Source organism: Streptomyces melanosporofaciens, assembly GCF_900105695.1.
GTDB lineage: Bacteria > Actinomycetota > Actinomycetes > Streptomycetales > Streptomycetaceae > Streptomyces > Streptomyces antimycoticus.
Map to the genome: position 1 here is coordinate 8,214,743 of NZ_FNST01000002.1, position 26,750 is coordinate 8,241,492.

26 protein-coding genes and 2 pseudogenes are annotated in these 26,750 nt (G+C 70.1%); 8 read left to right on the top strand and 20 right to left on the bottom strand.

The window, feature by feature from the left end:
• Positions 1-35 precede the first annotated feature (35 nt).
• The 10 genes from BLV72_RS37485 to BLV72_RS37530 all read right to left on the bottom strand — a co-directional run bounded on the left by BLV72_RS37485 (position 36) and on the right by BLV72_RS37530 (position 12,233).
• Positions 36-938 (bottom strand): AAA family ATPase, encoded by a 903-nt coding sequence (locus BLV72_RS37485; protein ID WP_093467992.1) that lies wholly within the window; start codon positions 936-938, stop codon positions 36-38.
• A gap of 13 nt (positions 939-951) precedes the next feature.
• Entirely contained in the window at positions 952-2,019 is a 1,068-nt protein-coding gene (locus tag BLV72_RS37490; protein ID WP_093467994.1) for a cupin domain-containing protein, read from the bottom strand.
• A 38-nt stretch (positions 2,020-2,057) separates the two neighbouring features.
• Positions 2,058-3,230, bottom strand: coding sequence for an MFS transporter (locus BLV72_RS37495; protein ID WP_244321205.1), 1,173 nt, complete (start codon positions 3,228-3,230; stop codon positions 2,058-2,060).
• A 117-nt stretch (positions 3,231-3,347) separates the two neighbouring features.
• Positions 3,348-4,481, bottom strand: coding sequence for an ABC transporter ATP-binding protein (locus tag BLV72_RS37500; RefSeq protein ID WP_093467995.1), 1,134 nt, complete (start codon positions 4,479-4,481; stop codon positions 3,348-3,350).
• 15 nt (positions 4,482-4,496) lie between these two features.
• Positions 4,497-6,287, bottom strand: coding sequence for an ABC transporter permease (locus BLV72_RS37505; protein ID WP_093467997.1), 1,791 nt, complete (start codon positions 6,285-6,287; stop codon positions 4,497-4,499).
• Positions 6,288-6,291: 4 nt separating this feature from the next.
• Positions 6,292-6,969 (bottom strand): ABC transporter substrate-binding protein, encoded by a 678-nt coding sequence (locus tag BLV72_RS50550; RefSeq protein WP_244321206.1) that lies wholly within the window; start codon positions 6,967-6,969, stop codon positions 6,292-6,294.
• A 463-nt stretch (positions 6,970-7,432) separates the two neighbouring features.
• Positions 7,433-8,539, bottom strand: coding sequence for an ABC transporter substrate-binding protein (locus BLV72_RS37515; RefSeq protein WP_093467998.1), 1,107 nt, complete (start codon positions 8,537-8,539; stop codon positions 7,433-7,435).
• A gap of 130 nt (positions 8,540-8,669) precedes the next feature.
• A complete protein-coding gene (locus BLV72_RS37520; RefSeq protein ID WP_244321207.1) occupies positions 8,670-10,235 on the bottom strand; it encodes an ethanolamine ammonia-lyase reactivating factor EutA in 1,566 nt (521 codons plus the stop codon).
• 56 nt (positions 10,236-10,291) lie between these two features.
• On the bottom strand, positions 10,292-11,425 hold the full coding sequence (locus BLV72_RS37525) for a cupin domain-containing protein (RefSeq protein WP_093468001.1): 1,134 nt from the start codon (positions 11,423-11,425) through the stop codon (positions 10,292-10,294).
• A 139-nt stretch (positions 11,426-11,564) separates the two neighbouring features.
• Positions 11,565-12,233 (bottom strand): 2,3-bisphosphoglycerate-dependent phosphoglycerate mutase, encoded by a 669-nt coding sequence (locus tag BLV72_RS37530; protein WP_093468002.1) that lies wholly within the window; start codon positions 12,231-12,233, stop codon positions 11,565-11,567.
• A gap of 100 nt (positions 12,234-12,333) precedes the next feature.
• On the opposite strand from BLV72_RS37530, the gene BLV72_RS37535 reads away from it, so the two are divergent.
• The 5 genes from BLV72_RS37535 to BLV72_RS37555 all read left to right on the top strand — a co-directional run bounded on the left by BLV72_RS37535 (position 12,334) and on the right by BLV72_RS37555 (position 16,198).
• Positions 12,334-12,648, top strand: coding sequence for a 2Fe-2S iron-sulfur cluster-binding protein (locus tag BLV72_RS37535; protein ID WP_244321485.1), 315 nt, complete (start codon positions 12,334-12,336; stop codon positions 12,646-12,648).
• Between the two features lie 78 nt (positions 12,649-12,726).
• Positions 12,727-14,013, top strand: a complete 1,287-nt coding sequence (locus BLV72_RS37540; protein ID WP_093468005.1) for an aromatic ring-hydroxylating dioxygenase subunit alpha — start codon at positions 12,727-12,729, stop codon at positions 14,011-14,013.
• A 2-nt stretch (positions 14,014-14,015) separates the two neighbouring features.
• Complete coding sequence (locus BLV72_RS37545) at positions 14,016-14,495, top strand: 3-methyl-2-oxobutanoate hydroxymethyltransferase (RefSeq protein ID WP_093468007.1); 480 nt, start codon at positions 14,016-14,018, stop codon at positions 14,493-14,495.
• Between the two features lie 13 nt (positions 14,496-14,508).
• Positions 14,509-15,345 carry a 3-methyl-2-oxobutanoate hydroxymethyltransferase gene (locus BLV72_RS37550; protein WP_093468008.1) on the top strand — a complete coding sequence of 279 codons (837 nt, stop codon included), beginning with the start codon at positions 14,509-14,511 and terminating at the stop codon, positions 15,343-15,345.
• A gap of 4 nt (positions 15,346-15,349) precedes the next feature.
• The gene (locus tag BLV72_RS37555) at positions 15,350-16,198 is read left to right on the top strand and encodes an alpha/beta fold hydrolase (RefSeq protein WP_244321208.1); all 849 of its coding nucleotides are present in this window, start codon (positions 15,350-15,352) and stop codon (positions 16,196-16,198) included.
• 72 nt (positions 16,199-16,270) lie between these two features.
• Here BLV72_RS37555 and BLV72_RS37560 read toward each other — a convergent pair whose 3' ends face one another.
• Positions 16,271-16,714, bottom strand: coding sequence for an RpiB/LacA/LacB family sugar-phosphate isomerase (locus BLV72_RS37560; RefSeq protein WP_174893739.1), 444 nt, complete (start codon positions 16,712-16,714; stop codon positions 16,271-16,273).
• 19 nt (positions 16,715-16,733) lie between these two features.
• Entirely contained in the window at positions 16,734-17,675 is a 942-nt protein-coding gene (locus BLV72_RS37565) for a substrate-binding domain-containing protein (protein WP_093468011.1), read from the bottom strand.
• 84 nt (positions 17,676-17,759) lie between these two features.
• On the opposite strand from BLV72_RS37565, the gene BLV72_RS37570 reads away from it, so the two are divergent.
• Genes BLV72_RS37570 through BLV72_RS37580 form a run of 3 tightly spaced genes read left to right on the top strand, consistent with a single transcriptional unit; the run spans position 17,760 to position 20,601 of the window.
• Positions 17,760-18,875 carry a zinc-dependent alcohol dehydrogenase gene (locus BLV72_RS37570; protein ID WP_093468013.1) on the top strand — a complete coding sequence of 372 codons (1,116 nt, stop codon included), beginning with the start codon at positions 17,760-17,762 and terminating at the stop codon, positions 18,873-18,875.
• Positions 18,872-19,582, top strand: coding sequence for a 4-carboxy-4-hydroxy-2-oxoadipate aldolase/oxaloacetate decarboxylase (locus BLV72_RS37575; protein WP_093468014.1), 711 nt, complete (start codon positions 18,872-18,874; stop codon positions 19,580-19,582). The genes BLV72_RS37570 and BLV72_RS37575 overlap by 4 nt, the downstream gene beginning before the upstream one ends.
• Positions 19,579-20,601 (top strand): amidohydrolase family protein, encoded by a 1,023-nt coding sequence (locus BLV72_RS37580; protein ID WP_093468016.1) that lies wholly within the window; start codon positions 19,579-19,581, stop codon positions 20,599-20,601. Before BLV72_RS37575 ends, BLV72_RS37580 begins: the two co-directional genes overlap by 4 nt.
• Positions 20,602-20,667: 66 nt before the next feature.
• On the opposite strand, the gene BLV72_RS50555 is transcribed toward BLV72_RS37580, so the two are convergent.
• From BLV72_RS50555 to BLV72_RS37615, 8 genes and pseudogenes are all read right to left on the bottom strand, one after another.
• Positions 20,668-21,018 carry an oxidoreductase C-terminal domain-containing protein gene (locus tag BLV72_RS50555; RefSeq protein WP_244321486.1) on the bottom strand — a complete coding sequence of 117 codons (351 nt, stop codon included), beginning with the start codon at positions 21,016-21,018 and terminating at the stop codon, positions 20,668-20,670.
• A gap of 36 nt (positions 21,019-21,054) precedes the next feature.
• Positions 21,055-22,112: pseudogene (locus BLV72_RS37585) on the bottom strand (NAD(P)/FAD-dependent oxidoreductase); the annotation flags it as partial.
• A 472-nt stretch (positions 22,113-22,584) separates the two neighbouring features.
• Positions 22,585-23,199, bottom strand: coding sequence for a SpoIIE family protein phosphatase (locus BLV72_RS37590; RefSeq protein WP_093468017.1), 615 nt, complete (start codon positions 23,197-23,199; stop codon positions 22,585-22,587).
• A complete protein-coding gene (locus BLV72_RS37595; RefSeq protein WP_093468018.1) occupies positions 23,091-23,696 on the bottom strand; it encodes a hypothetical protein in 606 nt (201 codons plus the stop codon). Before BLV72_RS37595 ends, BLV72_RS37590 begins: the two co-directional genes overlap by 109 nt.
• 481 nt (positions 23,697-24,177) lie before the next feature.
• Complete coding sequence (locus BLV72_RS37600; RefSeq protein WP_342030701.1) at positions 24,178-24,648, bottom strand: ATP-binding protein; 471 nt, start codon at positions 24,646-24,648, stop codon at positions 24,178-24,180.
• A gap of 195 nt (positions 24,649-24,843) precedes the next feature.
• Positions 24,844-25,761, bottom strand: coding sequence for an NADP-dependent oxidoreductase (locus BLV72_RS37605; RefSeq protein WP_093468021.1), 918 nt, complete (start codon positions 25,759-25,761; stop codon positions 24,844-24,846).
• Positions 25,762-25,816: 55 nt separating this feature from the next.
• On the bottom strand, positions 25,817-26,464 hold the full coding sequence (locus BLV72_RS37610) for a nitroreductase family protein (protein WP_093468023.1): 648 nt from the start codon (positions 26,462-26,464) through the stop codon (positions 25,817-25,819).
• A pseudogene (locus BLV72_RS37615) lies at positions 26,461-26,733 on the bottom strand (isocitrate lyase/phosphoenolpyruvate mutase family protein); the annotation flags it as partial. The gene BLV72_RS37610 and the pseudogene BLV72_RS37615, both read right to left, overlap by 4 nt.
• Between the last annotated feature and the right edge of the window lie 17 nt (positions 26,734-26,750).

Below are 26,750 nucleotides of genomic sequence, written 5' to 3' on the forward strand. Positions count from 1 at the left end.
CCGGGCCGCTTCCGTGAGACAGTGGCCAGCCGGCCCTATGCCGGGCCGGCGGTCAGCCGGAGAACTTCCGCCGCCTCCTCGGCCGCGGCGACCAGGTCGTCCGCCGTCAGGAGGGACGGGTCGCGTGCCGTGGCGACCCGCAGGGCGAGCGCCCCGTGAACGGTCTTGCGGATACGGCGCCCGTCGAGCCCGTGCAGCAGCTTGCCCACCCGGCGGTGCACCGACACGTCCGCCGCGAGTGTTCTCAACTCCGCCCATTGGCAGGCCAGTTCGCGCAGCGAGTCCGCGACGATCTCAGGGACGACCTCCTCACCCGGGACCTCGGTACGGATCACCAGGTCGGCGCGGGAGAGGAACGCGTCGTCCACCGCGTCGGCGAAGTTCGTCGTCACTACGAGGAGAGTCCCGGGCCGCTCGGCCCGCAGCGCGTCAAGGCCGCTGAGGACGGCGTCCGTGGCGCGGTGCACGTCCACGGGGTTGGTGTCGAACGACGCCGAGTGCCGGCGGACGGCCAGCGCCTCCACCTCGTCGACCAGGACGACGGTGTGCGGCCGGCGCGCGGCCAGTTCCGGCAGTGTCTCCCGGAAGAGACGGGACACCTGCCGCTGGCTCTCCCCGAGCAGCTCGCTGGGGAAGGCGTGCGGATCGACCTCGACGAGCGTGGTCGCTCCGTGGGGGGCGAGGACGCGGGCGGCGGCCTGCGCCAGACCCCCCGCCAGCGTCGACTTGCCCGTCCCCGGCGGCCCGGCCAGCACCACCAGACCGTGCGGGGCGACCGCCGCCCCCGCGAGCCGCCGCCCGTGCCGCAGCACCAGGACGGCGGTCGCGAGGAGCCGCTCCTTGACCGCCGGGTCGATGAGCACCGCGTCCCAGGGCCCGTCGTGGTGGTCGGCCGGCAGCGCGTGGACGCCGGCCACACCGTGGGGGAGCGCACTCATCCCGTCACCCCGCTCACGGCCACGTCGGGCGGCGCACCGGCGGCCACTCGATCGTCGACGGGTCGCCGGCCTGCGCGTCGCGGATGTGCTCCGGCGGCTCCTCGAAGAGCACCAGCGGGTCGCACAGCGCACGCATGGTCTCCAGAAGGCTGTCGAACATATGGATGCGTACTACCTTCGCGGTCCGCTCCGGGTCCGTGTTGATGTGCTGGTGCCACAGGAAGTGGTCGACGACGATGATGTCGCCCTTCTTCCACGGGTGGCGGGTGCCGCCCTCCGGCTCCGGGCCGAGGTAGCTCTCGCCGGAGCCCTCGACCACGTACAGCCAGGCCTCGCCCGGGTGGCGGTGCATGGACTGGGCACGGCCCGGCCCGATCTCGAACATGGCCATGGTGATGCCGGACGCCTGGTAGCCGATCGCCCGGTCCAGGAGGAACGTGGTGCGGGTGCCGCGGGGGGTGTTCCGCAGCTCCAGCTCGTCCCAGTCGGTGTGCAGGCGGCCGGAGCGCCGGGCGTCCTGATCGCGGGCGAGGCGCCGCAGCCGCGCCGCGTAGGGGTCGGAGCCGTCCCGGCCCGCCGAGTACGGCGGACGTGGCGGGAGTTCGGCCACGGGCGTGTGCCCGGCGTCCTCGAGGATCGCCATGCCCATGGTCTCGAGGAGCGGCTCGCCGGAGAACGACAGGTAGCGCACGGTGTCCCCGGCGTCGTTCCCGCTGCGGTGCCAGGCCCATGCCGGAATGTGCAGGGAGTCGCCCGGGCCGTACTCCACGCGGTGGCCGTCGATCTCGATCCAGCCGTGGCCGGCCACGACGAAGAGCATCGCGTCCCAGGAGTGCCGGTGGATCGTCGTGGTGACACCCGGGTCGAGCTCGTGGGCGAGTGCGTCCATGGTGCGGGTGGTCCGGTCGCCGTCGGCACCGACGTATACGCCGATGCGGCTACCGCGCTCCGTCACCTGCATCGGGACGTCCTCGAGGGCGACAACGGTGCGGTGGTTGGCCCGCCAGTCCTCGAGGAACTGGGCTCGTCGCCGTTTCTGCACGTGGTAGTGGGTGGTCTGGGTTGAGGTGTGCACACTCATGAGGAACCTCTCCCTCTGATGCAGAACTGACAGATGGATCAAGAAGCGGCCGACGGCGCCGCTTTCGGGACGTCGAAGGCGCGAATGTGGCGGCCCCGGACAGCGGCCAGGCCGGCCGCGGCCGCCGGGACGATCCCGCCGAGCGCGAGCGCGGTCACCGGGCCGATCGCCCCGGCGAGCGCCCCCATCCCGGCGTCGCCGAGCGCGGGCCCGCCCCGCGAGGCCATCTGGTAGATCGCCGAGACCCGGCCGCGCAGCTCGTCCGGCGTCTCGACCTGCACGGCGGCGTGCCGGACCGTCGTCGCCAGCGCGTCCGCCGCGCCCAGCGTCAGCGCAGCGGCCAGGGCGAGGACGAAAGTGCCCGACAGAGCGAGCCCCGTCACCGCGAGGCCGTACACCGCGGTGCCCCACAGCACCAGGTGCCCCGAGCGAGCGGTGCGCACCAGCCGGAACACCCATACCGAGCCGAGCAGCGCACCGGCCGAGGGGGCCGCGGACAGCAACCCGTAGCCCGTGGCGCCGACATGGAGCACATCGGCGGCGAACGCGGGCAGCAGCACCCGGTAGGCCCCGCTCACGGTGGCGGCCAGGTCCAGGCCCATGAGCTGCCATACCACCGGGCGGCGGGCCACATACGAGGCCCCTTCTCGCAGGCTCGCCAGGAGCCCCGCGGGCTTGCCCTGCCCGCCGGGCAGCGCCGGCACGCGCAGCATCGCGAGGACGGCCACGAGCACCGCGTAGGTGACGGCGTCGAACACGTAGACAGCCCCCGGCCCGCCGGCCGCGATCAGCACACCGGCGAGCGCCGGACCGGCCAGCACGGCCAGCTCGCGCGACGGGTTGAGCAGCGCGAACGCGTCGACGAGCCGCTCGCGCGGGACGAGCGCCGGGATCAGCGCCTGCCTGGCCGGCTGGTCGAAGGTGGCGGCCGCCGTGGCGAGCAGCGAGGACAGCGCCACCGCCCATACCGTGGCAGTGCCCGTCAGGGTGAGGCCGGCCAGCGCGAGCGATACGACAAGGGCCACGGCCTGCGTGGCCTGGAGCAGACGCCGCCGGTCGAGCCGGTCGGCGTACACCCCGCCGAGCGGGGAAAGGGCCAGCAGGGCCACGGCCTGGGCGAGGCCCACCAGGCCGACCTGCGCGGTCGACCCGGTCAGCTCGTACACCTGGTACAGGTTGGCGGCCACGGCCCCGCGGGTGCCGATCTCCACAGCACCACTCCGGCCCAGTACAGGGCGAAGTCGCGTTGCCGGAGTACCTCCGGAAGCGTCGGACGCACGGTCCTCCTCTGTGGTCGGTGGTGACGGCGGTGGTTCGGCCGGGGCCGGTCAGTCGACCGGCACGAGCGTCACCTTGTCCGGCGTGACCGAGAAGTGGACCTCCGTGCCGGGCGGGATGGAGAGCGTCGGGTTGGACCGGTTGCGGATCTCGGTGTCGCCGATCCGCACGATGTGGTCGACGACATCGCCGAGGAACGCGCGGGTCCGGACGGTACCGGTCCACTCGTTGGGCAGGCCGCGCCGCTCATGCGACAGGTCGACGCACTCGGGGCGGATCGAGAGGAGCACCGGGTCGCCGACGACGGGCTTGCGCGGCGGGTCGGCGGCCACCAGCCGGCCGTGCGGGGTGTCCACCTCCACCTCGTCGCCGTTCACGGCGACGACCTTGCCCTCCAGGAAGTTGGAGGTGCCGATGAACTCGGCGACGAAGCGGGTGGCGGGCCGGGTGTAGATCTCACGGGGCTTGCCGATCTGCTCGACGCGGCCCTCGTTCATCACGGCGATTCGGCTCGACATCACCAGCGCCTCGGCCTGGTCGTGCGTCACATAGATCGCGGTGAGGTTCAACTCCCGCTGCAGACGCTTGAGTTCGAACCGCATCGTCTCGCGCAGCTTGGCGTCCAGATTGGACAGTGGCTCATCGAGGAGCATCAGCTCGGGCCGGGTCACCAGGGCGCGGGCCAGGGCCAGGCGCTGCTGCTGGCCGCCGGACAGCTTGGTCGCCGACCGCTGTGCGTAGGAGCCGAGTTCCACGCTCTCCAGGACGTCGGCCACCTGGTGGTCGATCTCCTGGCGGGAGGGCCGCTTGGCGCGTGGCATGACCTCCAGCGGGAAGGAGACGTTCTTGGCCACGGTCATATGCGGCCAGATCGCGTACGACTGGAAGACCATGCCGAAACCGCGCTGGTTGGGGCGGAGGTTGACGTCCTGCGCCGAGTCGAACAGGACGCGGCCGCCCAGCGAGACCTTGCCTTCGGTGGGACGTTCCAGACCGGCGATGGAACGCAGTGTCGTCGTCTTCCCGCAGCCGGATGGACCGAGCAGCGTGAAGAGTTCGCCGTCGTTGACCTCGAAGTCGACGCCGCCGACGGCGTAGGTGCGGGTGGTGTCGCTCTTCTTGCGGCGGGCCTGCCTTCCCGGCGCCTCGTCGTAGGACTTCTTCAGGGATTCGACAGTCAGCATCAGCCTGTCCTTCGGCTAGTTGGAGGAGTCGGCCTGGCCCTGAAGCCCGAAGCGGGCGCCGAGCCGGTAGGCGAGGGCGACGAGCACGACCAGCAGGAGCACCATGCACACGCCGAGCGCGGCGAGTGTGGTGAACTGCCCGTTCTCGAACTGCTCCCAGATCAGGACGGACAGCACCTCCTTGCCGGGGCTGTACAGCAGGATCGTGCTGGACAGCTCGCGGAAGGAGACGACGAGGATGTACACCCAGCCGGCCAGGATGCCGCTGCTCATCAGCGGCAGCAGCACCCGCCGGAACGTCTGGAACCAGGACGCCCCGGACACCGCGGCGGACTCCTCCAGTTCGGGTGCCATCTGCGCCATCGCCGCGGACGAGTAGCGCATGCCGTAGGGCAGATAGCGCGTGCAGTACGACACCAGCAGGATCAGCAGCGTGCCGTAGATCGGCAGTGGCATCCGCAGGTACACGAAGGCCAGGGCGAGGCCGAGGACCAGGCCGGGGATGACGATCGGGGTGAAGGCGAGCAGGTCGAGGAAGCGCCGCCCGCGCGCCTTGGTGCGCAGCACCACCCAGGAGACGACCGAGGTGAGCAGCATGACCACGGTGGCCGCGCCGAGGCCCAGGATCAGCGAGTTCTTCAGCGCGGTGAACGCCAGCGGCATGTCGAAGACCTGCCGGTAGTTGTCGAAGGTGAGCGAGGACAGCGTCTCGGCGGACGGCGCCGCGTAGTACTTCAGCAGCGACGCGTACACCAGCACCGCGACCGGCAGCACCACGGTGATCAGGAAGTACAGGATGACCGCGGCGCCCACGACGGGCCGGGCCCGGCCGAGCTCGACCGGGCGGGGGCGGAACGCCTTTCCGGTGACGGTCTGGAAGTTGCGCGAGGAGCGCTGGAGCCACGACGAGAGAAGCACACCGGCCGCGGCGATGAGCAGCAGGCCGATGGCATAGGCGCCGGCGGCACCGTAGTCCGTGGGATAGGAGCGCAGCACGAAGTAGATCCGGCTGGTGAAGACGTAGATGCCGTTCTGCAGGCCGAGCAGGGCCGGTACCTCGAAGCTCTCCAGGGACTGGACGAACATCAGCAGTGCGGCGGAGATGAGGGCCGGCCGGACCAGCGGCACCGTGATGCGGCGCAGCACGGTGAGCCGGGAGGCCCCGGACATCGCCGCGGACTCCTCGAGCGAGGGGTCCATGGCGCGGAACGCCGCGACCATCAGGAGGAACGCGACGGGGGACAGGTGGAGGCCCTGGACCCAGATCATGCCCCATACGCTGTAGATGTTGACCGGTGAGGTGCCGGTGAGGGGCTTGAAGAGCAGCGCGTTCAGCAGGCCGCTCTGCGGATCGCCGAGGAAGATCCAGGACGTGGAGTACAGGATGCCCGGGACGATCAGCGGGACCAGGGACGCGGCGAAGAACAGGCTCTTGAACGGGGTGTCGGTGCGGACCTGGATGTAGGCGAGCGTGGTGCCGAGGATCAGCGCGAGGGCGGCGGAGCCCAGCGCGAACCACAGCGAGTTGAGGAGCATGTCCCCCGACTGGGAGTTGCCGCCGTAGGCGCGGGAGAAGGCATCGAGGGAGATGCCGGAGCCGTCGGCGTCGAGGAACGTGTCGTGGATGAGGTAGCCGAGGGGTACGACCGCCAGGTAGCCGACGACGATCACGGCGCCGCCGACCAGGAGGGTCTGTGTGGAGAGCCGTTTACGCCGCAGGCGGGTCAGCAGTCCTGGCCGGGGCGCCGGCGGTGGGTCCTGCGAGGGAGCCGCGGGATCCTTGCGGGAGGCGGATATCAGGGCCATCGGGTCACTTCCCCACGGAGTCGACGCCGCGCAGCAGCGCGTCGTACTTCTTGTCCCAGGTGCCCTGGTCGTGGCTGAGGCCCTTGACGTCGAAGGGGACGAGGGTCAGGCCGTCGAGGCTCTTGTCGCCGGGGACCTTGGTGGACGGGGTCAGGTGGAGCTTGACGAGTTCCTTCTGGCCCTCGGTCAGCATCCAGTCGTAGAACAGCCAGGCGGAGGCCGGGTGCTGGGCGGACTTGAGCATGCCGACGCCGTTGGGGCGCGGGAACGCCGGCACCGTCGACTTCCCGCTCTTCGGCAGGAAGGTGACCGGTGCGCCCTTGGTCGCCGAGCGGGTGGTGATGTAGGTGTAGTTCATCGCCTCCATATGGGTCTGGCCGGAGGTCAGGAACTGCATCATCGTGGTGTGGCCCTTGGCCACCTTGGAGTTGGCGACGATCTTCTTCCAGAGCTGGTCTATCTCGGTCTGGGACTTGCCGTGCTCCAGCCAGTAGTGGGTGACGTTCTCGTACCAGTCGCTGTCGCTGACCTCCAGGGTGATGCGGCCCTTGTACTTGGGGTCGGCGAGGTCCTCCCAGCTCGTCGGCTCCTCCCCGGGCTTGATGAGGCGGGTGTTCCAGGCCGGGTGGAAGATGTTGAGACGGGTGGCGGTCCAGGTGGCGAACTTGCCGGTCTTCTCCACCTTGTCGAGGGGGAGCCGCTGTACTTGGCGAGCAGCTTGTTGTCGGAGAGCGCCACCATTTCGCGGAAGTTGGTCTCCACCGCGTCCGCGCCCGCCCTGCGGGCCTGCGACTCCTGAAGGGTGCGCTGGAGGACCGTCTCGGAGTTACCGCGGAAGACGGTGACGTGGATGCCGGTATCCCTCTCGAATGCCTTCGCGACGGGGGTGGCGATGTCGGCCGTCATCGAGGTGTAGAGGGTGAGCGTGCGGCCCTCGTCCTTGGCCAGTTCGCGGGCCTTCTCCCGCTGCTTTTCCTTCGGCAGGGCGGCGATCTCGGCGTAGACGGCGTTCTCCTTGCCGCCGGCGGCCGCGTTCGGCAGGGCGCCGCCGCAGCCGCTGAGGGCACCGGCGGACAGCAGCGCGGCTGCCGCGAAGATCGGGGTACGGCTCCTCATTAGAGCTCCAGGTGGGTGGGAGGGACAGATCAGTCGGCCTGCGGGGCGCCCCGCAGCAGGGCGTCGTAGGCCGCGTCCCATTTCTTGGTGTCTGTCTCGCCGGTCTTGGAGAGGGTGAAGGTCTCCGTACCGGCGGGCACGGGTTCGTCGTATCCGGGGACGTGCCGCGCCGCGGGGATCCGCAGCGACTTGGCGATCTCCTTCTGGCCCGCGCCGAGGACGTAGTCGGTCCACAGCAGCGCCGCGGCCGGATGCCGCGGAGTGGCCATGAGCCCGATCCCGTTGGGCCGGAGGATCACCGGTTCGACGGCCGGCTTCCAGGCGACGGGCGCGCCCTTGCGGGCGGCCTTGTCGACGGTGTGGCTGTATACGGACAAGGCCAGACCGAACTGGCCGGCGCTGAGCATCTCGCCCTGGACGGTGTGGCCCTTGGCCACCTTGACGTTGGCGATGACCTTCTTGAACAGGGCGTCGGCCGCCGCCTCGCTCATTCCCATCTTCTCGGTGAGATAGGTGTGCATGGCGGCGTACCAGTCCCAGTCGCCGACCTCGACCGAGAGCTTCCCCTTCCACTTCGGGTCGGCGAATCCGGTGAAGTCCTTGGGCTGCTCGCCCTTGGGGATCTCCCGGGTGTTCCAGCCGGCGACGAAGGCGTTGAACCGCTCGGCGGTCCAGTTGCCGAGGCCCTTGGCCTCGGGCTTGAGACCGTCCTGAGAGGGGCCGGTGTAGGCCCGCAGGAGGTGCTGGGAGTCGAGGGCGCGCAGCTCGAGGTCGTTGGTGTCGATCACGTCGTTCTGCGGCTTGCCCGCCTGGTTCTCCTGGAGAGTGCGCTGGAGCACCGTCTCGGAGTTGGCACGGAAGGCGCGGACCTTGATGTCGGGGTGGGCCTTTTTGAAGCCGTCGACCAGGTCCTGGATATCGGTGTTCGAGGTGTACAGGTCGAGTACACCGCCCTCTTCCCGGGCGTCGGCGAGGAGCTTCGCGGTGCGCTTCTCGCCCTTGAGGCTCTCGTAGGCGGCGTACGGGTTGGACTCCTCCTGGGGGGCGTTGGCGGTGGTTGTCGTGGGCGAGGGACCGCATGCGGACATCAGCAGACCGGCGACCAGCAGGCCGGCGGGAAGAGCACCATGACGCATCACACACTCCAGGGCCGAGGGATCGTCTGGGGAGTGGGGGGTGCCGGCGGCCGGTCTACCTTCCGGCCACCGCGCTTGTCCCTGCATGAAACAAGACCGAGGTATTATGGTCTAACCATCGGACAGGACTTTATTGATTCGTTACCGGCCTGGGCCGGCCCGAGCGGCCTCCCGGAACAGCCGTCGGCTGCTCCGCGAAAACAAGGGACTTGATGGTCACGGGCACGGTCCCGGAGGGATGCCGCACCCGGCCGAGGTCGACGTAGTCGAAGTCCTGGAGCGTGATGCCGTCGAGCACCAGCACATCACCGGGGAGGCCGAGTTCGTCGGTCAGCAGCCGGCCCAGGGTCATCGCCACGTCCCCGTCGAGGACCACGTACACGGGCCGGCCGGCCGCGGTGCGCGCGGCCAGCCCGTCACGGACGCCGCGGGCGAACGGCAGCAGCCGCTCGTACGACGGCGGCCCGTGCCAGGAGAGGGCCAGTGCCACATCCCGGTCCGGGTCCTCGGCGTCCGCCTCGCGCAGTCGCCTGCGGATGGCCTCGGCGAGCGTGGCGGTGTCCACCTCGTCGCCGGGGGCGTAAGCGGGGCACACCACCGCCAGGTTACGGCGGGGCAGCAGGGTGTCCGGCGAGGAGATGTGACCCGTGTTCCCGCTCAGCTGGACGCTGTACTCCGAGGCGCCGACCGCGGTGGCGCGAATGCACTCACCGGCGGGCAGCAGCGGCACTCCCAGCGCCCCGTCCTCGGCAGCCGCCCGCAGGCGGCTGCCGAGCCGCCGGCCCAAGTCGCCGAAGTCGCGGTGTTCGCGGCCGTAGACGTACTCGGCGACCCCGCCGGAGAAGACCACGCCGTCCAGCCGGCCGAGGTCCGGCAGGGGATCGGTGAGGTACAGATCCCGCACCTCGTGCGGGGCGAGCAGGGCACGGACCAGCAGGTCGGCCATCGACGCCGCCACCGCGTCCAGGTCGGCCTCCGCCACCCGGCTTCCGAGGTCCCAGTCGAAACCGGCGCGACGGGCGTGGTCCCGGCCCGCCGGCGCCAGACGCTCGATCCGGCCGTCGGGCCCGGTCACCTGTAGGCGGCCGCCGATGTGCACGGCCGCCGTGGCCGCCACCCGCCCGTGGTCCACCAGGGCGAGCTTGGTGGTGCCGCCGCCGATGTCGACGGTGAGCACCCGGGTGCCCGCCTCGTAGGAGGCACGGGCCGCTCCGGAGCCGTAGGCGGCGAGCCGGGCCTCCATGTGGTGGCCCGCCGTCGCGGTGACCAGGTCGCCTCCCTTGGCCGCGAGCACCGAGGCGATCGCGGAGGCGTTGCGGCGGCGCAGCGCCTCCCCGGTCAGGATCACCACCCCGGTGTCCACGTCCTCGGGCCGGATGGCCGCCGCGCCGTACGCCTCGTCGACGAGCGCGCCCAGGGCGCCCGCGTCGATCATCGTCTCGCTCGCGTAGGGAGTGAGCCATACCGGCGAACGGTGCAGGGTCTCCCGGCGTACCACCAGATAGCGGCTGGTCAGCTCCTCTCCGATACGGCGCAGGAAGAGGCGGGAGAACAGGACCTGGGTCCCCGAGGAACCGATGTCGATGCCGACGCTGTGCAGGGTCACGTTGTCCTGCTGCCAGATCGGGTTGTCCTCGATGCGGCCCGGGTCCTCGTCGTGCTCGTGGTCGTGGTCGGGCACGTAGGAGGAGTGCACGAGGCGGACCTCGTCGTGCCCGTGTGCATGAGTGTGCGGGTGCGGGTGTGGCATGATCAGCCCTGGAGGCGGGCTCGCGGCAGCGGCGGCAGGGTCGCCAGCTCGGCCTCGTACACCTCGTCCATCCGCGGCGTCATCCCATGCTTGGCGAGCGCCTCGCGGAAGGTCTCCCGCACATAGGTGGACTCATCGGCGTAGTCGATCTGGTCGCCGCCGATCCGCTGGCTGATCCACGCCTTGGGCACACCCTGGGCGTTGCGCACGGAGACCACCTCGTGCTTGAAGGCGAGATAGCGGGCGGGCTCCGTGCCGGTGTTGAAGTGCTGGTGGAACCACATGTTCGGCGGGACGATCAGTGTGCCGGGACCCCACTCGTAGCGGCGCGGCTCCTCGCCCTCGGGCCACATCAGGCTGTAGCCCTCGCCGGAGAGGATGATGACATGGGCGCCGGGGCCGTGCCGGTGGCCCTTCTTGTAGGTGGCGGTGGGGAACTGGGAGATATGGCTGTTCATCGACCCCTTGGCCATCGCGAAGCGGATGTGGCCGCCGCCCGCACCGCGTTCCTTCGCCTCGATCAGCGGCAGGTTGACCGCGTCCGCGACGAAGTTGGTGTCGAGAAGGAGGCCCTTCTGCTCGCCCTTGGGTGAGAAGTAGTCCGGCTCGCCGTCGAAGCGGTCCGGGAAGTCGCGGGCGGTGCCGAAGACGAAGTCCGGGTCGGCGTAGAGGTTCAGGACCGGCGGCAGATTGGTGGACGCCACGAAGCGGGCGGCCTTGCCGCCGGACCCGTTGAAGTGCTGGTGGTGGGTGTTGAGCGGGATCGCGAAGATCGAGCCGGCCTGCCACTCGAAGGTGACCGACGCACCGGCGTCGTTCCACACCCGGGTGGAGCCATTGCCCTCGAGGACGAGGATCATCTCCTCGAACAGCTGGCGCTGCGGGGTGAGCTTGCCGCCGGCCGGGATCTCGCACACGTAGCAGTCGTTGGAGGTGCGGGTGGCCTCATGGTTGATGAACACGCCGCGGCCACCGCGCCGCTCCCATGGCTTGAGGTCCACGGTGCGCAGATCCGGGACAAAGTGGGCGGCGATGATGTCAAGACCCTCCGCCGCGACCCAGCGTGTGTACGGGGACTCCTTCTCGGTGGCGAACTTGGCGGCGAGCTTGTCATTGACGATCGCGTTCTCAGCCATCCTGGGCCCTTTCTCGTCGGCTGTGACAGCTAGGGTGATGGGCAAAAGTGCAGGTCAACCGGATTGGTAAAACCATAAGTCCGCTACTGTGAGCCCGCTCACCATAAGTCGACCCCGTGTATGCGTCAACGTTCGCGTGTCACTCCGCTCCGGCCCGCAAGGGCCGTTCGGCGTCCGCCTCGGCGGCCGGGCGCAGGTACCGGCCGCCGCGCCGCCGGGGCCGAAGAGCCGGATCCAGTTCATGGAGCAGGGGGATGCCCGAGGGCAGCTCGAGACCGAGCAGTTCGGTGGGGGAGAGGGCGTCGAGATGCGCGGCCAGGGCTCGCAGCGAGTTGCTGTGTCCGACCACCAGGACCGTGGCGCCGGCGGTGAGCTGGGGTGCGATGCGGGTGTGCCAGTACGGCAGCAGTCGCGCCGAGACATCGGCCAGTGACTCGCCGCCGGGCGGGCGGGCGTCGGCGGAGCGGCGGATCCGCCGGAACTCCGCCGCCCCCACTTCGCGCAGGACCGCCTCCCTGTCCCGTCCCTGGAGGCTCCCGTAGTCCCGCTCCTCCAGGGCGCGCACGGCCGCGACGGGCGCGGTGCCACGGCCCGCGGCGTCCATGGTGAGTGCGCAGGTGTGCCAGGCGCGGCGCAGTCTCGAGCAGTGGGCGGCGTCCGGCGCCAGCCCCAGAGCGCGGAGCAGTTCTCCCGCGTCACGGGACTGTCGCTCGCCGCGCGGCGTCAGGGCGACATCCGCACGGCCGGTGAACAGATTCCTCGCGTTCCACTCGCTCTCGCCGTGGCGGAGCAGGATCAGGCGGCTCATGGCGGTGATTGTGGGTCACCGGCACCGCTCTTGTATCGCGTTCCAGAGCTCTGGTCTAATGGACAGACCATCGAGCTGGGAGGGACGAACCTTGCCCAAGGTGACCTTCGTCGGTGACGGCGGGCTTGAGCTCACCGTCGAGGCGGCCACGGGAGACTCCGTCATGTCGGCCGCTGTTCGCCACGGCGTTCCCGGCGTCGTCGCGGAATGCGGCGGCAACCAGTCATGCGCCACCTGCCATGTATGGGTGCGCGACAGCTACACCGATCTCGTCGGGCCTCCCGGAGAGATGGAGGACGACCTGCTGGACCTGGCCGTCACCGACCGGCGTGCCGGCAGCAGGCTCTCCTGCCAGATATCCGTCACGCCCGAACTCGACGGCCTGACCGTCGACATCCCCCCGGAACAGCCCTGAGGGCTCCGGCGTCACCGCACCACCGAAGCAGTCGCCCCGTCAGTCGGGTCGGTTGTCACTATCGGAAGGGAAACGGCTGTGCTCCGCAAAGACATCAACGAGCTCCTCACCCGGACAGGTCCCGGGACGGCCATGGGGGAGCTGTTCCGCCAGTACTGGATACCGGCCATGCTGGCCGAGGAACTCCCGGAGACCGACTGCCCGCCCGTGCGGGTCAAACTCCTGTCGGAGCGCTTGGTCGCCTTCCGGGACAGCGAGGGCCGCTACGGGCTCGTCGACGAGTTCTGCGCCCACCGCGGCGCCTCCCTCTGGTTCGGCCGCAACGAGGAGGGCGGCCTGCGCTGCCCGTACCACGGGTGGAAGTACGACGTGTCCGGGCAGTGCCTCGATGTGCCCTCCGAGGCCGACAACTCCAGCTTCTGCCAGAACGTGAAGCTCACCTCGTACCCGCTGGTCAAGATCGGCGATGTGTTGTGGACCTATATGGGCGACGCGGCCACCCGGCCGCCGCTGCCCGAGTTCGAGTGGACCCAGGTGCCGGCCGAACAGACCTACACCTCCAAGCGCTGGCAGCAGTGCAACTGGCTCCAGGCGTTCGAGGGCGGCATCGACTCCAGCCATGTCACCTTCCTCCACTCGGGCGGCCTCAAGACCGACCCGCTCTTCAAGGGCGCGAAGGGCAACGAGTACAACCTGAACGACACCAAGCCGTTCTTCGAGGTCGCCGACAGCGACGGCGGGCTGTTCGTCGGAGCGCGCCGCAACGCCGAGGACGGTAAGTACTACTGGCGGATCACTCCGTGGGTCATGCCCGCCTTCACCATGGTGCCGCCGCGCGGCGACCACCCGGTGCACGGCCACTTCTGGGTGCCCATCGACGACGAGAACTGCTGGACCTACTCCTTCGACTACCACCCGGTGCGGCCCCTCACCGAGACCGAGCGGCAGGCCATGATCGACGGCCATGGTGTGCACAGCAAGAACATCCCCGGCACCTACCGGCCGATGGCCAACATGGACAACGACTACCTCATCGACCGCGAGGCGCAGAAGCGGGGCGAGACCTACTCCGGAGTCGCCGGCATCGCCATGCAGGACGCCTCCCTCCAGGAGTCGATGGGCCCCATCGTCGACCGTTCCAAGGAACGCCTGGTGCCCGCCGACAGCGGCATCATCAAGGCCCGCCAGAAGTTGAGGAAGGCCGCGGTGGCGCTGCGCGACGAGGGTGTCACCCCGCCCGGTGTGGACCCCGAGCACCACAGGGTGCGCTCCGCGGCCGTCGTCCTGCCGCAGGCCGAGTCGTTCCTCGACTCGTGCCGTGACGCGGTCAAGGCCGTCCCCGGCACCGCCCAGCACACGGTATGACGATGAGCCTTGCCACCAGCCGACAGAGCGAGAGCGCCCGTGCCGCCTCCGCGGCCGAGGCCCGCTACCGCATCGACGTTCCCATCGCGCCCGCCCGGGCCGCCCGTGTCGTCGCCCTCGACGACCGTGCGGCCCAGGTCGCGGCCCGCCTCGCCGCCCACCCGTGGGGGCACGCCGAGTTCCTGCGCGCCGACGCCGTCGGCGACTTGCGCGAACTGGGCGGCGGCCCGCTTCCCCTGACCGCCGCGCTGATCGGCGCGGACGTGGTCGTCGCCCTCGCCACCGAGGACGGCGGCCGCGACACCGCCGAGCGAATCGGCCAGCACTGCTTCCGGTACGGGATCACCACCGCGGGCGTGGTCCTCGGCCAGGGCTTCGAAGCCGACGACGCCGTCGCCGCGCTGCGCCCGTACGCCCGTGTCCTGCTGCTCTCCGCCGATGAGAGCGACGTCTTCGAACTGCTCACCGCCCTGAGGGTCTGACCTGGAGCCGCATATGCCCGAGAAGGTGACGCTGCGGGACGTGCAGCGTATGAAGGACACCCGGCAAAAGATCGTCGGGGTGGTGGCCTGGGACTACCAGATCGCCCGCATCGCGGACCGGGCCGGTGTCGACCTCGTCTCCGTCGGTGACACCGTCGGCGTCAACCTGTGGGGCCACGCCACCCCGTTCGAGATCACCATGGACGAGATGCTGACCGTCACCAAGGCGGTCCGCCGCGGCGTCCAACGGGCCCTGGTCAGCGCGGACTTTCCGTTCGGCCCGCTCCAGCAGGGCACCGCGGCCGCCCTCGACGCCGCGATCCGCTACGTCAAGGAGGCCGGCGTCGACCTCGTCAAACTCGATGGCGCCTCGGACCATCTGGCGGCCGTCGAGGCGGTCACCCGGGCCGGTATCCCCGTCTTCGCCCAGTTCGGCATCACACCGCAGACCGCGCTGCGCTACGGCGTCGAGTACAAGGCGGTGCCGGCCGCCGGCGACCAGGTGCCCGAGGAGATGTGCGGGGAGTTGGTCGCCGAGGCCAAACGGCTGGAGGAGGCGGGCGCCGCCCTCCTCAACTTCACCAACTCCGGCCCCGTGGTCGGCGCAGCCGTCGCCGAGGCGGTCTCCGTCCCCGTGGTCGGCGGCTTCGGCGGCGGGCCCTGGCTGGACGGCCGGATGCGCATGGCCCACGCCGCCATCGGCTACGCCGCCGACACCGTCGACGACGTCCCGCCCGGCACCTACGCCCAGGTCGCCGCCACCGCCCTCGACGCCCTCACCGCCTACGCCGGGGATGTGCGCGCGGCACGGCAGATCGCCGGTGGCATCCCCGTACCGAAGGAGGTCTGACCCCGTGCCCACCGCGGTCCTCGACGGCATCCCCACGCGGTACGAGGTCACCGGGGACGGCCCGCCGCTGCTGATGTTCTCCCCGGGCGGTTTCGACTCCACCCTCGACAGCTGGTACGCCACCGGCATTCACCGGCGGCTTCGGTTGCCCGCCCACCTCGCGGCCGAGTTCACCTGTGTCACCTTCGACCGCCGCGAGTCCGGGCGGTCCGGCGGCCGTCTGGAGCGCCTCGCCTGGGAGGGTTACGTCCGCCAAGGCGTGGCCCTGCTCGACCACCTGGGCTTCGGGCGGGCGCATCTGATGGGCGGCTGCGTCGGCTGCTCCACCGCGGCGGCCCTCGCCGCCGCGCATCCGGGGCGAGTGGCCGGTATGGTCCTCTACTCCCCGGCCGGTGGCGTCCACTACCGGCGCAAGCAGCACGAGCGGTTCGAGCGGCACCTCGCGTTCGTGCGCGAGGCCGGGCTCGGCGGGGTGGTGGAACTCGCCAGGGCGACCGAGGACGGCTTCTCGAAGGACCCACGGGTCGGCCCGTGGGCGGCGGTGCTCCGGCACGACGCCGACTTCGCCTCGGCGTATGCGGCGTGTGACGCCGAGCGGTACCGGACGCTGGTCACCGGCAGCGCCACCCACCTCTTCGACCGGGACACCGTGCCCGGTGTGGAGCCCGAGGACCTGCTCACCCTCGACGTGCCCGCGCTGATCGTCCCCGGCGACGACACCTCCCACGCCCCGTCGGCCGCGCACTACCTGCGGGAGTGCCTGCCCCGTACGGAGTGGTGGGGGGTGCCGCCGGGAGAGCGGACCCCGCGCAACACCTCGGAGCGGATCCTGGAGTTCCTCGCGCGCGCCTGAATCGGTCGGAGCCTGAACCGGTCGAAGGGGACCTTGGTCGTCCAAGGCCCCCTTCGGCTCTCCCGGCCGGGCTCAGCCGCCCTGCTCGAGTGCGGCGATCTGCGCCACCCGCCGGGCGTGCTTGCCGCCCTTGAACGGTGTGCCCAGCCAGGTGGCGACGATCTCGCGGGCCTGGTCGCCGGTGAGGCGTTTCGCGGGCAGCACCAGCACGTTGGAGTCGTTGTTGCCGCGGGAGATCTCCGCCGTCCACACGTCGTGGCACAGGCCCGCCCGGATGCCCGGCAGCTTGTTGCAGGCGATGGTCTCGCCCAGCCCGCTGCCCCCGAGCACGATGCCCCGCTCGGCCCGCCCGTCCCTCACCCGGGCGCACACCTCGACGCACAGCTCCGGGTAGTCGACCTCCTCGGCGGTATGGCTTCCGAGGTCGGACACCTCGTGCCCGGAGGCGGAGAGCTCCGAGCGCAACAGGGACTTGAGGGCGAACCCGTTGTGGTCCCCGGCGATCGCGATGCGCATGGCGTGTCTCCCCTCGGGCTCAGCCGGCCAGGTCGCGGGTGCCGGGCGCGAACAGCTCATCCAGCGGCCCGGCCCGCTCCAGGATGCGCTGGTCGACGGCGTGCCGCAGCAGCTCCTCCAGGACATGCCGGTTCGGTTCGAGGCCGTACGGCAGCGGATCGGCTCCGGTCAGCTCGGCCACCCGGCGGTGCATGGTGTCCACCGCCGTCGGGGTCTCGATCTCCCCGCCGAGCAGCCGCTGGGTGTAGAGCCGCTTGGAGCGGGCGAAGGCGTCGAAGACCTGGGCGCCCAGGTCCGGATGGGCCGCGAGGAGTTCGTCCTTGACGACGACGAGGTGGTTGATCGGGTACAGCCCGCGTTCCCGCAGCGCCGTGAAACCGGCCTCCGTGGGATCGTCGATCAGCGGGACCAGCCCCTCCTGGGGCGGGACACCGATGACGGCGTCCAACCGCCCTTGGCGCAGGGCCTCTTCGAGGGTGTGATCTGTCCCGAGCGGCTCGACGTTGCCGGGCGGGCGGTACTCCGCGACATGCTCGTCGCCGGAGAGCACCCAGGTCACCTTCGACAGGTCCACGCCGTACTCGTCACGCAGTACGGCACGCGCCCAGACGCCCGTGGTCACCGTGTACCCACGGTTCACGCCGACCCGTCCGCCCTCGAGTTCCCCGGGGATGAGCGGGCGGTCCGCGGCGCGCAGGATCGCGCCGTGGTGGAAGCCGCGTACCAGGAACGCGGGCACGGCGGTGAACCGCGCCCCGTGGGCTTTCGCGACGAGATAGGTGGTGAGCGCCATCTCACTGATGTCGAAGGCGAGCTCACGGACCATACGGCGGAAGCCGTGGACGAGGACGGGCACCTCCTCGAAGTCGAACCCGAAGCCGATGGGGGACACCTCGCCCGTCTTGAGCGCCTCGTTGTTGCCCTGGGTGCGGGTGCAGGTCCTGAGCAGGGGGTCTGTCATGGCCCGAAAGGTATCATGGTCAGTCCATCAGTCCATAGAGTACGGTGACCGGCGGGACAACCTCAGAGCGCGAGGAGTCGCTTCATGGCAGATCACGTGCTGGCAGCCGTCCGCACCGCCCCCTCCACCACCGAACTCCGTGAATTCCCGATGCCCGACATACCGGCCGACGGCGCGCTGCTGAAGGTCGAGATCGCCGGGATCTGTGGCACCGACGTGAAGATGTACGGCAAGCCGCCCTTTCCCGATCCGGTCATCATGGGTCACGAGAACGTGGGCGTCATCGCCCGCGCGGGACGGGAGTTCACCGCCCGCAAGGGCCTGCGCGAAGGCGACCGCGTCTTCGTCGAGCACTATGTGGGCTGCTTCCGCTGCGCCTGGTGCCACGCCGGCGAGTACCGCCACTGCGAGGCCACCGACTGGCGCACCAACCCTGACGCCCGGCGCTACGGGTACACCTCCGCCGAGAACCCATACCACCTGTGGGGCGGTTTCTCTCAGTACCTGTATCTGCCGTGGAACGCCGTCACCCACCGCGTTCCCGATGGCGTCACACCCGAACTCGCGGGCCTGGTCACCCCGTTGTCGAACGGCATCGAGTGGGCGCTGGTCACCGCGGGCGTCGGTTACGCCTCCACGGTTCTCATCCAGGGCCCCGGCCAGCAGGGCCTGTCGCAGGTGGTCGCCTGCAAGCAGGCCGGCGCCTCCACCATCATCGTCACCGGCACCCCGCGCGACGCCGCACGCCTCGCCCTGGCCCGTGAACTCGGCGCCGATCACACCGTCGACGTCACCGAGGACGACCCCCTCCAACGGGTCCTCGACCTCACCGCCGGACGCGGCGTGGACGTCGTCCTCGACTGCACCGCGGGCGCCGGTACCGCCCCTGTGCTGCTCGGCATCGATGCCCTCAAGCGCCGCGAGGGCGTCATGGTCGTCCAGGGCGAGCTCGCCGCGTTCCCCGACTTCCCCCTGAAGAAGCTGACCGAGAAGTCCATCGCCCTCAAGAGCGCCCGCGGACACAGCTACCGGGCCTGCGAACTTGCCCTGGAACAGCTCGCGTCCGGCCGTTTCCCGCTCGAGAAGCTCGCCACCCACAGTTTCCCGCTCGCCGAGACCGACCGGGCCATCCGTACCGTCGGCGGCGAGACCGGAGAGGACGCCGTCCACGTGTCCCTGCTCCCCTGGGCGGCGGTATGAGCGTCGTCGTACGGAACCCGCCCCGCGCCGACCTCGCCACCGTCGACGCGCTCGCCGGTCACGGCGTTGCCACCCTCCACGAGGCCCAGGACCGCACCGGGCTCCTCGATCCCGCCCTGCGCCCCGTGTGGCCGGGCGCGCTGGCGGCCGGCACCGCCGTCACCGTGAGTGTGCCGCCCGGCGACAACTGGATGCTCCATGTCGCCGTCGAGCAGTGCCGGGAGGGCGACATACTCGTCGTGGCCCCCACCTCGCCCTCCGAAGCCGGATACTTCGGCGAACTCCTGGCCACCTCCCTCGCCGCCCGCGGAGTGCGTGGCCTGGTCATCGACGCGGGCTGTCGGGACATCGCCGAACTTCGTGAGATGGGCTTCCCGGTGTGGGCCCGGCACATCTGCGCGTACGGCACCGTCAAGGAGACCCTCGGGGACGTCAACGTACCGGTGGTGTGCGGCGGGCAGCACATCCGGCCCGGCGATGTGGTCGTCGCCGACGACGACGGAGCGGTCGTGATCCCGCGCCCGCGTGCCGCCGCGGTGGCGGAGGCCGCGCGGGCCCGTGAGACGAAGGAGGCGTTGTCCCGGAAGCGGTATGAGAGCGGCGAACTCGGCCTCGATGCGAACCGGATGCGTGAACGCCTGGCCGCCAAGGGGCTGGTGTACATCGACCACACCGAGTGGTCCGCGGCGGAGGGTACCGACCGTTGATCATCGACATCCACGGTCACTACACGACCGCGCCCCCTGCCCACCAGGCCTACCGTGACGCCCAGCTGGCACGCCTGGAGGACCCGTCCCTGCCCGCCCCCGCTCCGGCGGCCATCAGCGACGACGCCATCCGGGAAAGTGTCGAGCACAACCAGCTGAAGGTGCTGCGCGAGCGGGGCGGCGACTTCATGCTCTTCTCGCCGAAGGCTTCCGGTATGGAGCACCATGTCGCCGACCCGGCGGCCGCCCGCGACTGGGCGCGCGCCTGCAACGATCTGGTGGCCCGGGTGGTGTCCCTCTTCCCGGAGCATTTCGCCGCCGTCTGCCAGCTCCCGCAGACACCCGCCGGAGGCGTCGACGACGCGGTGGCCGAACTCCGCCGCTGTGTCACCGGGGCGGGCTTCGTCGGCTGCAACCTCAACCCGGACCCGTCGGGCGGGCACTGGACGTCACCGCCGCTCACCGACCCGTCCTGGTACCCGCTCTACGAGGCCCTGTGCGAGCTGGATGTCCCCGCGATGATCCATGTCTCCAGCTCCTGCAATCCGGCCGCGCACACCCTCGGCGCCCACTATCTCAACGCCGACACGTCGGTCTTCATGCAGCTGCTCCAGGGCGACCTGTTCACCCGGTTCCCGGGGCTGCGGTTCGTCATCCCGCACGGTGGGGGAGCCGTCCCCTACCACTGGGGTCGCTACCGGGGCCTGGCCATGCGCATGGGGTTGCCCGACCCCGCCGAAGCGCTCCTGGGGAACGTCTGGTTCGACACCTGCGTCTACCATCAGGACGGCATCGACCTCCTCACCCGTGTCGTCCCCGTGGCCAACCTCCTGTTCGCCTCGGAGATGCTCGGCGCGGTACGGGGCGCCGACCCGGCGACGGGGGTGGCCTGGGACGACACCAAGAAGTACGTCTGCGCGGCCGGCCTCGCCGCGGACGATCTGCGACAGGTCCTGGAGGGCAACGCGCGGCGTGTCTACCCTCGGCTGGACGCGTTGTTGACGGCCCAAGGGCGTTGACGCGGAGAGGGGTTGACCGGAGGGGCCGGGCAGGCGGGTGCTGCCCGGCCCCTCCGGTGTCCGGCGTCAGACCGTCGTCCGCTCGCAGAACAGGGTCTTGAGCGGAACCTCCGCGCCGGCGGTGTCCGCGGGGATGTGGGCGCCGATGGTGAGGGCGCGGCGTACGGCCATGTAGTCGGCGGGCCGGTTGACGGCGTCGACGGCGAGCAGCTCGCCCTGCCGGTAGTACAGGACGGAGAACCGCTCCTCGTCCGGAGCGCCGCGCACGACGAAGTGGTCGTATCCGGTGGAGAGCCCGGCGATCTGAAGGCTCAGGTCTCCCTGGTGGGACCAGAACCAGGGCACAGAGGTGTCCGCCTCCTTCTGGCCGAGCAGTGTGGCGGCCGCCGCATTGGCCTGCGCGAGGGCGTTGGGCACGGACTCCAGACGGATCCTGCCGTCCCCGGTGCGCGGATGCGGCCGTACGGTGCAGTCACCGGCGGCCACGACGCCGGGCCGGCTGGTCCGGGAACAGGCGTCCACGACGATCCCGCCGTCCACCTCGAGGCCGAGCCGCTCGGCGAGGTCGGTGCGCGGGACGGCGCCGACGCCGACGAGGACCACGTCGGCGGGGAGTTGCGAGCCGTCGCCGAGGAGCACGCCGGTCATTCGGCCGGACTTTCCGTCGAACCCGGTGACGGACGTCGACAGACGCACCACAGTGCCCCGCCGTGTATGGGCCTGCCGATAGAATTCGGAGACGACCGGCGCGACGGACCGCCCCAGGAGCCGGTGCGCGGCCTCGACGACGGTTACCTCCTTGCCCTGTGCCCGGGCGGCGGCCGCCACCTCCAGGCCGACGAAGCCACCCCGACGACCACCACGTGGCGGGCCCGGGGCAGCTCCTCCCGGAGCCGGAACGCGTCGGCGAGGTCGCGGAGATGATGGACGCCGCCGAGCCCGGCCCCCGGAACGGCGAGCTTGCGTGGCGCGGCCCCCGTGGCGAGGGCGATCCGGTCGTACGGCAGCTCCCGCCCCGTGTCCGTGACGAGGACACCGTCGCCGGCGTCGACGACCCGCTCGCCGGTGAGGAGATCTATGCCGGCCTCGGCGTAGTACTCCGCCTTCCGGAACGCGAGTCGCCCGACGTCGTAGTCACCGGCCAGGAACTCCTTGGAAAGCGGCGGCCGTTGATAGGGAGCCCGGGACTCCTCGCCGACCACCGTGATCCCTTCACGCTCCCCGCGCCGCCGCAACTCCAAGGCCACCTGCACTCCGGCCTGCCCTCCACCCACGACAACCGTTCCGCGCCCCATGTGCTGGTCCTTTCGCTGGAGTCTTAACGTCATACCATTATGCCAATGGAGGTGAGGTGAGGGTATGGGTGGGGCCGGGGAAGCCGGGATGTTCCCTTCGAGGACACCGCGGGCGGCGCAGTGCCGGGTGTGGCGGCCCAGCAGTGGCGGCCGGGCGCGGGCGTGGGAGCGGTGACCGGGTTCGGGCGTGGCCCGTCCAGGAGCGAAGTACGGCATCAGGTCTTCTTCACCGATCCCAAGGCTGCCGCGGTGGGCCTGAGCGCCGAGCTGGTGGCCGCGGCCGGTCACCGCATCCAGACCGTGGACCTCGACTTCAACGCGGCCCAGGGTGCCAACCTGTATGCGGGCGGTTACCGGGCCACGCCCGGACGGTGGTCGATCTCGACCGTGACGTCCTGCTCGAGGTCACCTTCGTCGGCCCGGGGGTCAGTGAGCTGCTGTACTCGGCCACCGTTGCGGTCGTCGGCGAGGTCCTGCTCAGCGTCTGAGGCACGCGATCGCCCGCTTCCCGGCGGTCAGCGGAATCTGGCGCTTCCTCCTCGCCGTCTACGAGCACGAACGCACGCCCCGCACCTGGCCCAGGGCCCGCACCGGCGCGTCGCCGGGCCCGGCCCGCAGCAGCCCCCGGGCTCGGGGGCGCCCGGCGGGCATGGTGTGCGCCGCTATCGTGGGCCGCTGCCACTTTTCCTCAAGCGGGCCGCACCTTGTCACGAAACCCACCGGTCCTCGGGGATCCGGGCCCGGACGCGCGCCCCTCGCGCTGCAGCACGATCAGGGCCATGTCGTCGGCGAGCGGCCCGCCCGTATGTGCCCGCAGGTCCGCTCCGATGCTGTGCACGAGCTCATCCGGACGCTGATCGGCCCAAGCCGTCATCCGCTCCACGAGGGGGTAGAAGCCGCCCATGCTGTCCCGGGCCTCGGTGACTCCGTCCGTGTACAGCACCAGCCGGTCACCCGGGGCGAAACGGAAGGTCAATGGGGCGTACTCGGTCTCCGTCAGGGCGCCAAGACCCAGCGGGGGAGCGGGGGCAGCGACTTCCAGGGGCGTGACGTGCCCCCCGTGCAGCAGAAGCGGCGGCAGATGGCCGAAACTGATCAGACGGGCACAGAGCTGGTTGTCCGGGATCTCCAGCACGGCCGCCGTGATGAAGTGTTCACTGGGCCATTCGTCAGGATCCCCGTGGTGCGACTGACTCAGGTCCCAGCGCACATCGGATTCCAGGGCGGACGCGAGCCCGGACAGCGTGGAGTGCCGGTGCGCGTTGAAGCGGAAGGCACTGAGGACGGTCTCGATGTCCCCGATGGCCCGAGCCCCTTGCCGCGCGCATCCCCGATGATCAGCCGGGTGGGGCCAGGCTCGCGGACCAGTGCGTACAGGTCTCCACCGATACGGGCTTCAGTCTCGGCGGCCACGTACGTCGACGCCAGGGACACCGCTCCCGCCCGTCGCGGCAGTGGCCGCAGCAGCACGGACTGCGCGGCTTCCGAGACCTGGCGCGCCCTGGCCAGGTGGCGCAGATGTTGCTCGCGCAGTCGGGTGGCGATCAGGAGCAGCACCGAGAACAGCACCAGGGACAGCATCTGCACGAGTACGTTTTCCGTGGTCAGCGTGCGTCGTTCGGCCCCCGCGACGACCAGCGCCGCCAGGGCGAGCAGTGCGGTGACGGCAGTACGGCGGGTGTCGGCGAAGGTGGCGGCGAGCGCGAGCGGGATGACCAGCAGATGGGCGAGGTGGATGTCCGGCGGCAGGAACCAGTCGGCCACCGGAATCGCCACGATCAGCACGGACCACAGGGCCACCCACCGGTAGCCCCGCCATCCGCTCGATGCCCTAGTCGTGTGCAAAGGTGATCTGCTCTGCATTGCTCTCCCAGGTTCGGCGCGCACGGCAATGAAGCGTCGCCGCTCGGTACGCACACCGAGCTGCATCAGGGCACAGGGCACCGCGAGGAGCAGCCGTTCGTACGTCCACAAACTGCTGTATCCGGCCCCCTCGGCAGTTCTGGCTGCTTCGACCACGTTGCAGATCCACCCCCGATCTCTGGGGCGGACGAAGTCCGAGCTTCACGAAACCTCCGATGTAGTCGTTGGAGTTCGGCGGCAAGGCGGGGAGGCCGGATGGGGCTTTCCCTCGACACCGGGCTGCGGCTCCCGCTGCTGCTGGTGTGGTATGGGAGCGTACGTCCACTATCCAGCCATATAAATAGTACGTATGAGCTGCCGGTCTTCCCGGGGCGCAGGCACTGGCCGCCAAGCGCTTGCGTCGGGCGGGTAAGTGGTTTCACGCACTGGCCGGCAGTTGCTGATCAGCCCAGATGAGTTTTCCGTCCGGGATGTGGCGGGTTCCCCATCGGCGGGACAGTTGACTGACGAGGAAGAGGCCGCGGCCGTGTTCGTCGGTGGTGCGGGGGTGTCGCACAAGCGGGTGGCTGTGGCTGGCGTCGGAGACTTCGCAGGTCAGCACCTCGTGCCGGATGAGGCGTAGGCCGATCGTGCGGTCGCTGCCGCTGTCGCTGTTGCCGTGGATGATGGCGTTGGTGAACAGTTCGCTGACGATCAGCTCTGTGGACTCGGCCAGGTTTTCCAGTCCCCACCGGGTCAGCTGCCGGACAGCGAGAGTTCGGGCACGGCTGACGACGGCGGGGTCGCTGGGGAACCGCCACGAGGCAACCTGGTCTGCGCTCAGTGAGCGGGTCCGTGCGAGGAGCAGAGTGACATCGTCGCTCTGCGGCTCGGCCCGCAGTGTGTCCACCGTGGACGAGCACAGATCGTGACCCCCCGGCCAGGGGACCAAGGTGGCGTCTCCCGCGTGGCGGCCACGAACGGCGGCGGTCGGGTCCGACATGGCCGGCGAGCGCGGTGAGTTCGGCGGCGTCGCGGCCGAGCCCCTTCATCTCGTACACCGTGAGGATGACCCGCCCGCCGGTCGGACTGTGGCCGTCACTGCCTACGGGCGTACGCGGATGACTGTCTTCCCGTTGCGCCGCGTGGTCGGATTAAGGGCTCCAACGGCATCATCGAAGCTCGCGACGTCATCGATGTTTGTCCGCAGCCGTCCGTCCCGCACCCGCTGCACGATCTCACCCAGTTCGGCGCGATCGGCCTCGACAACGAAGTCCACCGCCAGGCCGTCAGCGGGGCGCGCCTCGACCGGGCCGACGACGGACACCAGCGTTCCTCCGGCCTTGATCAGGGCAGCGGACCGCCTCTGGACGTCGCCGCCGATGACATCGAAGACCAGATCGACGTCGCCGACGTCTTCCAGCGCGTCGTTCTCGAGGTCGACGAACTCATGCGCGCCGAAGTCGAGTGCCTTCTCACGGTCGGCGGCGCGTCCGGTGCCGATGACGTATGCGCCGGCCTCACGTGCGAGCTGGGTCACCATCGTCCCGACTGCTCCGGCCGCGCCATGGGCGAGGACGGTCTGGCCGGCCTGGAGGCGGCCGTGCTGGAACAGCCCCTGCCACGCGGTCAGACCCGAGATGGGCAGGGACGCGCCCACCGTGAAGTCGACGTCGCCGGGCAGCGGCGCGAGGTTGCGTGCCTCGATCGCCACGTACTCCGCGAGGGTGCCGTCGCGGTGCCAGTCGGCGAGGCCGAACACCCGCTGCCCGATCGACAGCCCCGTCGTGCCGTAGCCGAGAGCGGTGACCACTCCGGCCAGCTCGTGGCCGGGGATCGACGGTGTTTTGTCACGGCCGGCGCGATCGGCCCAGGTCGACGGCCACTCCAGCTCCGTCGGGACGAAGCCCGATGCATGAATCCGAACGATGACGTCGTTGATCGCTGCGGGCGGCTCAGGCCGCTCCGTCGGCGTCATCCCGGCCGTTCCCGCGGCCTGGTCGGTTACCACAATGGCTTTCATTGAGATTGTCCTCTCCCTCGTATGCGTTGTGGGTTTTGGGTTTCCGAGTGGGTGTTCAGACGAAGGTGAACAGCTGGGTGGGGTCGAATCGCGAGATCGGAGTGGTGTACTGCTTCTTGGGGTCGGGGTAGCCGAGGGCCAGCAGCAGCGTCGTGCTGTGACCGGTCTCGCGGATCTTGAACGCCTTGTCGACGCTGGTCGGATCGAACCCCTCCAGCGGCGTGGCCTCGACGCCGAGCTCAGCGGCCGCCATCATGGTCAGGCCCACCGCCAGGTAGGTCTGCTTCTCCATCCAGTGGTTCAGGTCCTTGTAGCCATAGTTGCGCAGATTGAGGAAGTCTCGGGTCATTGATTCCCACAGCTCCTGCTTTGACAGGTCAGGGAACCGGCCGTCGGCCTTCTCCTTCGTGAACACCGCCTCGAGGTGGCTGTCAGGCACATCTGCCCGGGTGGTGAGGATGATGGTGTGCGACGCGTTCAGGATCTTCTCGCCGTTGTCCTGGAATCGTTCGCCCAGGTTGGCCGCCAACCGCTCTTTGCCTTCGTTCGTGGCAAGGACGTAGAAGTGGTTGGGCTGTACGTTCACCGACGAGGGCGTCGAGCGCAGGAACCTCAGCAGCTGCTGAAGTGTTTCCTCCGGAATGGTCTTGCTGGGGTCGAAATACCTGGTGAGGTGCTTGTTCATGAGCTTGTCGAGATTCATGTCAATCTGCCTTCTTCCTGTGATCGGACGTTGACCGGCGTCGGCGCGACGGCGGTGACGATTGCGGTCAGGGCATCGAGGTCGGGTGGGTAAGGGGCGTAGAGCACATCCGCGCCGACCTCGGCGAAGGCCGTCAGATGCCGGACGGTGTCGTCGAGGTCGGGCCGCCCCTGAATGAAGTTGTCGGTGCGGCCGGTGACGACGATGCGTCCCTTGGCCGCGTTGACGGCACTACGCGTCGCCGTAGCCGTCCGCGAAGTCTCCGTCGACGGGTGCTGGGTACGCC

Excerpts from the sequence above, each read along its gene's own strand:
- BLV72_RS37485 (WP_093467992.1), bottom strand. The coding sequence starts at position 938 with ATGAGTGCGCTCCCCCACGGTGTGGCCGGCGTCCACGCGCTGCCGGCC.
- BLV72_RS37505 (WP_093467997.1), bottom strand. The coding sequence starts at position 6,287 with ATGGCCCTGATATCCGCCTCCCGCAAGGATCCCGCGGCTCCCTCGCAG.
- BLV72_RS37490 (WP_093467994.1), bottom strand. The coding sequence starts at position 2,019 with ATGAGTGTGCACACCTCAACCCAGACCACCCACTACCACGTGCAGAAA.
- BLV72_RS37560 (WP_174893739.1), bottom strand. The coding sequence starts at position 16,714 with ATGCGCATCGCGATCGCCGGGGACCACAACGGGTTCGCCCTCAAGTCC.
- BLV72_RS37550 (WP_093468008.1), top strand. The coding sequence starts at position 14,509 with ATGCCCGAGAAGGTGACGCTGCGGGACGTGCAGCGTATGAAGGACACC.
- BLV72_RS37610 (WP_093468023.1), bottom strand. The coding sequence starts at position 26,464 with ATGAATCTCGACAAGCTCATGAACAAGCACCTCACCAGGTATTTCGAC.
- BLV72_RS37575 (WP_093468014.1), top strand. The coding sequence starts at position 18,872 with ATGAGCGTCGTCGTACGGAACCCGCCCCGCGCCGACCTCGCCACCGTC.
- BLV72_RS37500 (WP_093467995.1), bottom strand. The coding sequence starts at position 4,481 with ATGCTGACTGTCGAATCCCTGAAGAAGTCCTACGACGAGGCGCCGGGA.
- BLV72_RS37570 (WP_093468013.1), top strand. The coding sequence starts at position 17,760 with ATGGCAGATCACGTGCTGGCAGCCGTCCGCACCGCCCCCTCCACCACC.
- BLV72_RS37545 (WP_093468007.1), top strand. The coding sequence starts at position 14,016 with ATGAGCCTTGCCACCAGCCGACAGAGCGAGAGCGCCCGTGCCGCCTCC.
- BLV72_RS37530 (WP_093468002.1), bottom strand. The coding sequence starts at position 12,233 with ATGAGCCGCCTGATCCTGCTCCGCCACGGCGAGAGCGAGTGGAACGCG.
- BLV72_RS37565 (WP_093468011.1), bottom strand. The coding sequence starts at position 17,675 with ATGACAGACCCCCTGCTCAGGACCTGCACCCGCACCCAGGGCAACAAC.
- BLV72_RS37515 (WP_093467998.1), bottom strand. The coding sequence starts at position 8,539 with ATGCGTCATGGTGCTCTTCCCGCCGGCCTGCTGGTCGCCGGTCTGCTG.
- BLV72_RS37605 (WP_093468021.1), bottom strand. The coding sequence starts at position 25,761 with ATGAAAGCCATTGTGGTAACCGACCAGGCCGCGGGAACGGCCGGGATG.
- BLV72_RS37525 (WP_093468001.1), bottom strand. The coding sequence starts at position 11,425 with ATGGCTGAGAACGCGATCGTCAATGACAAGCTCGCCGCCAAGTTCGCC.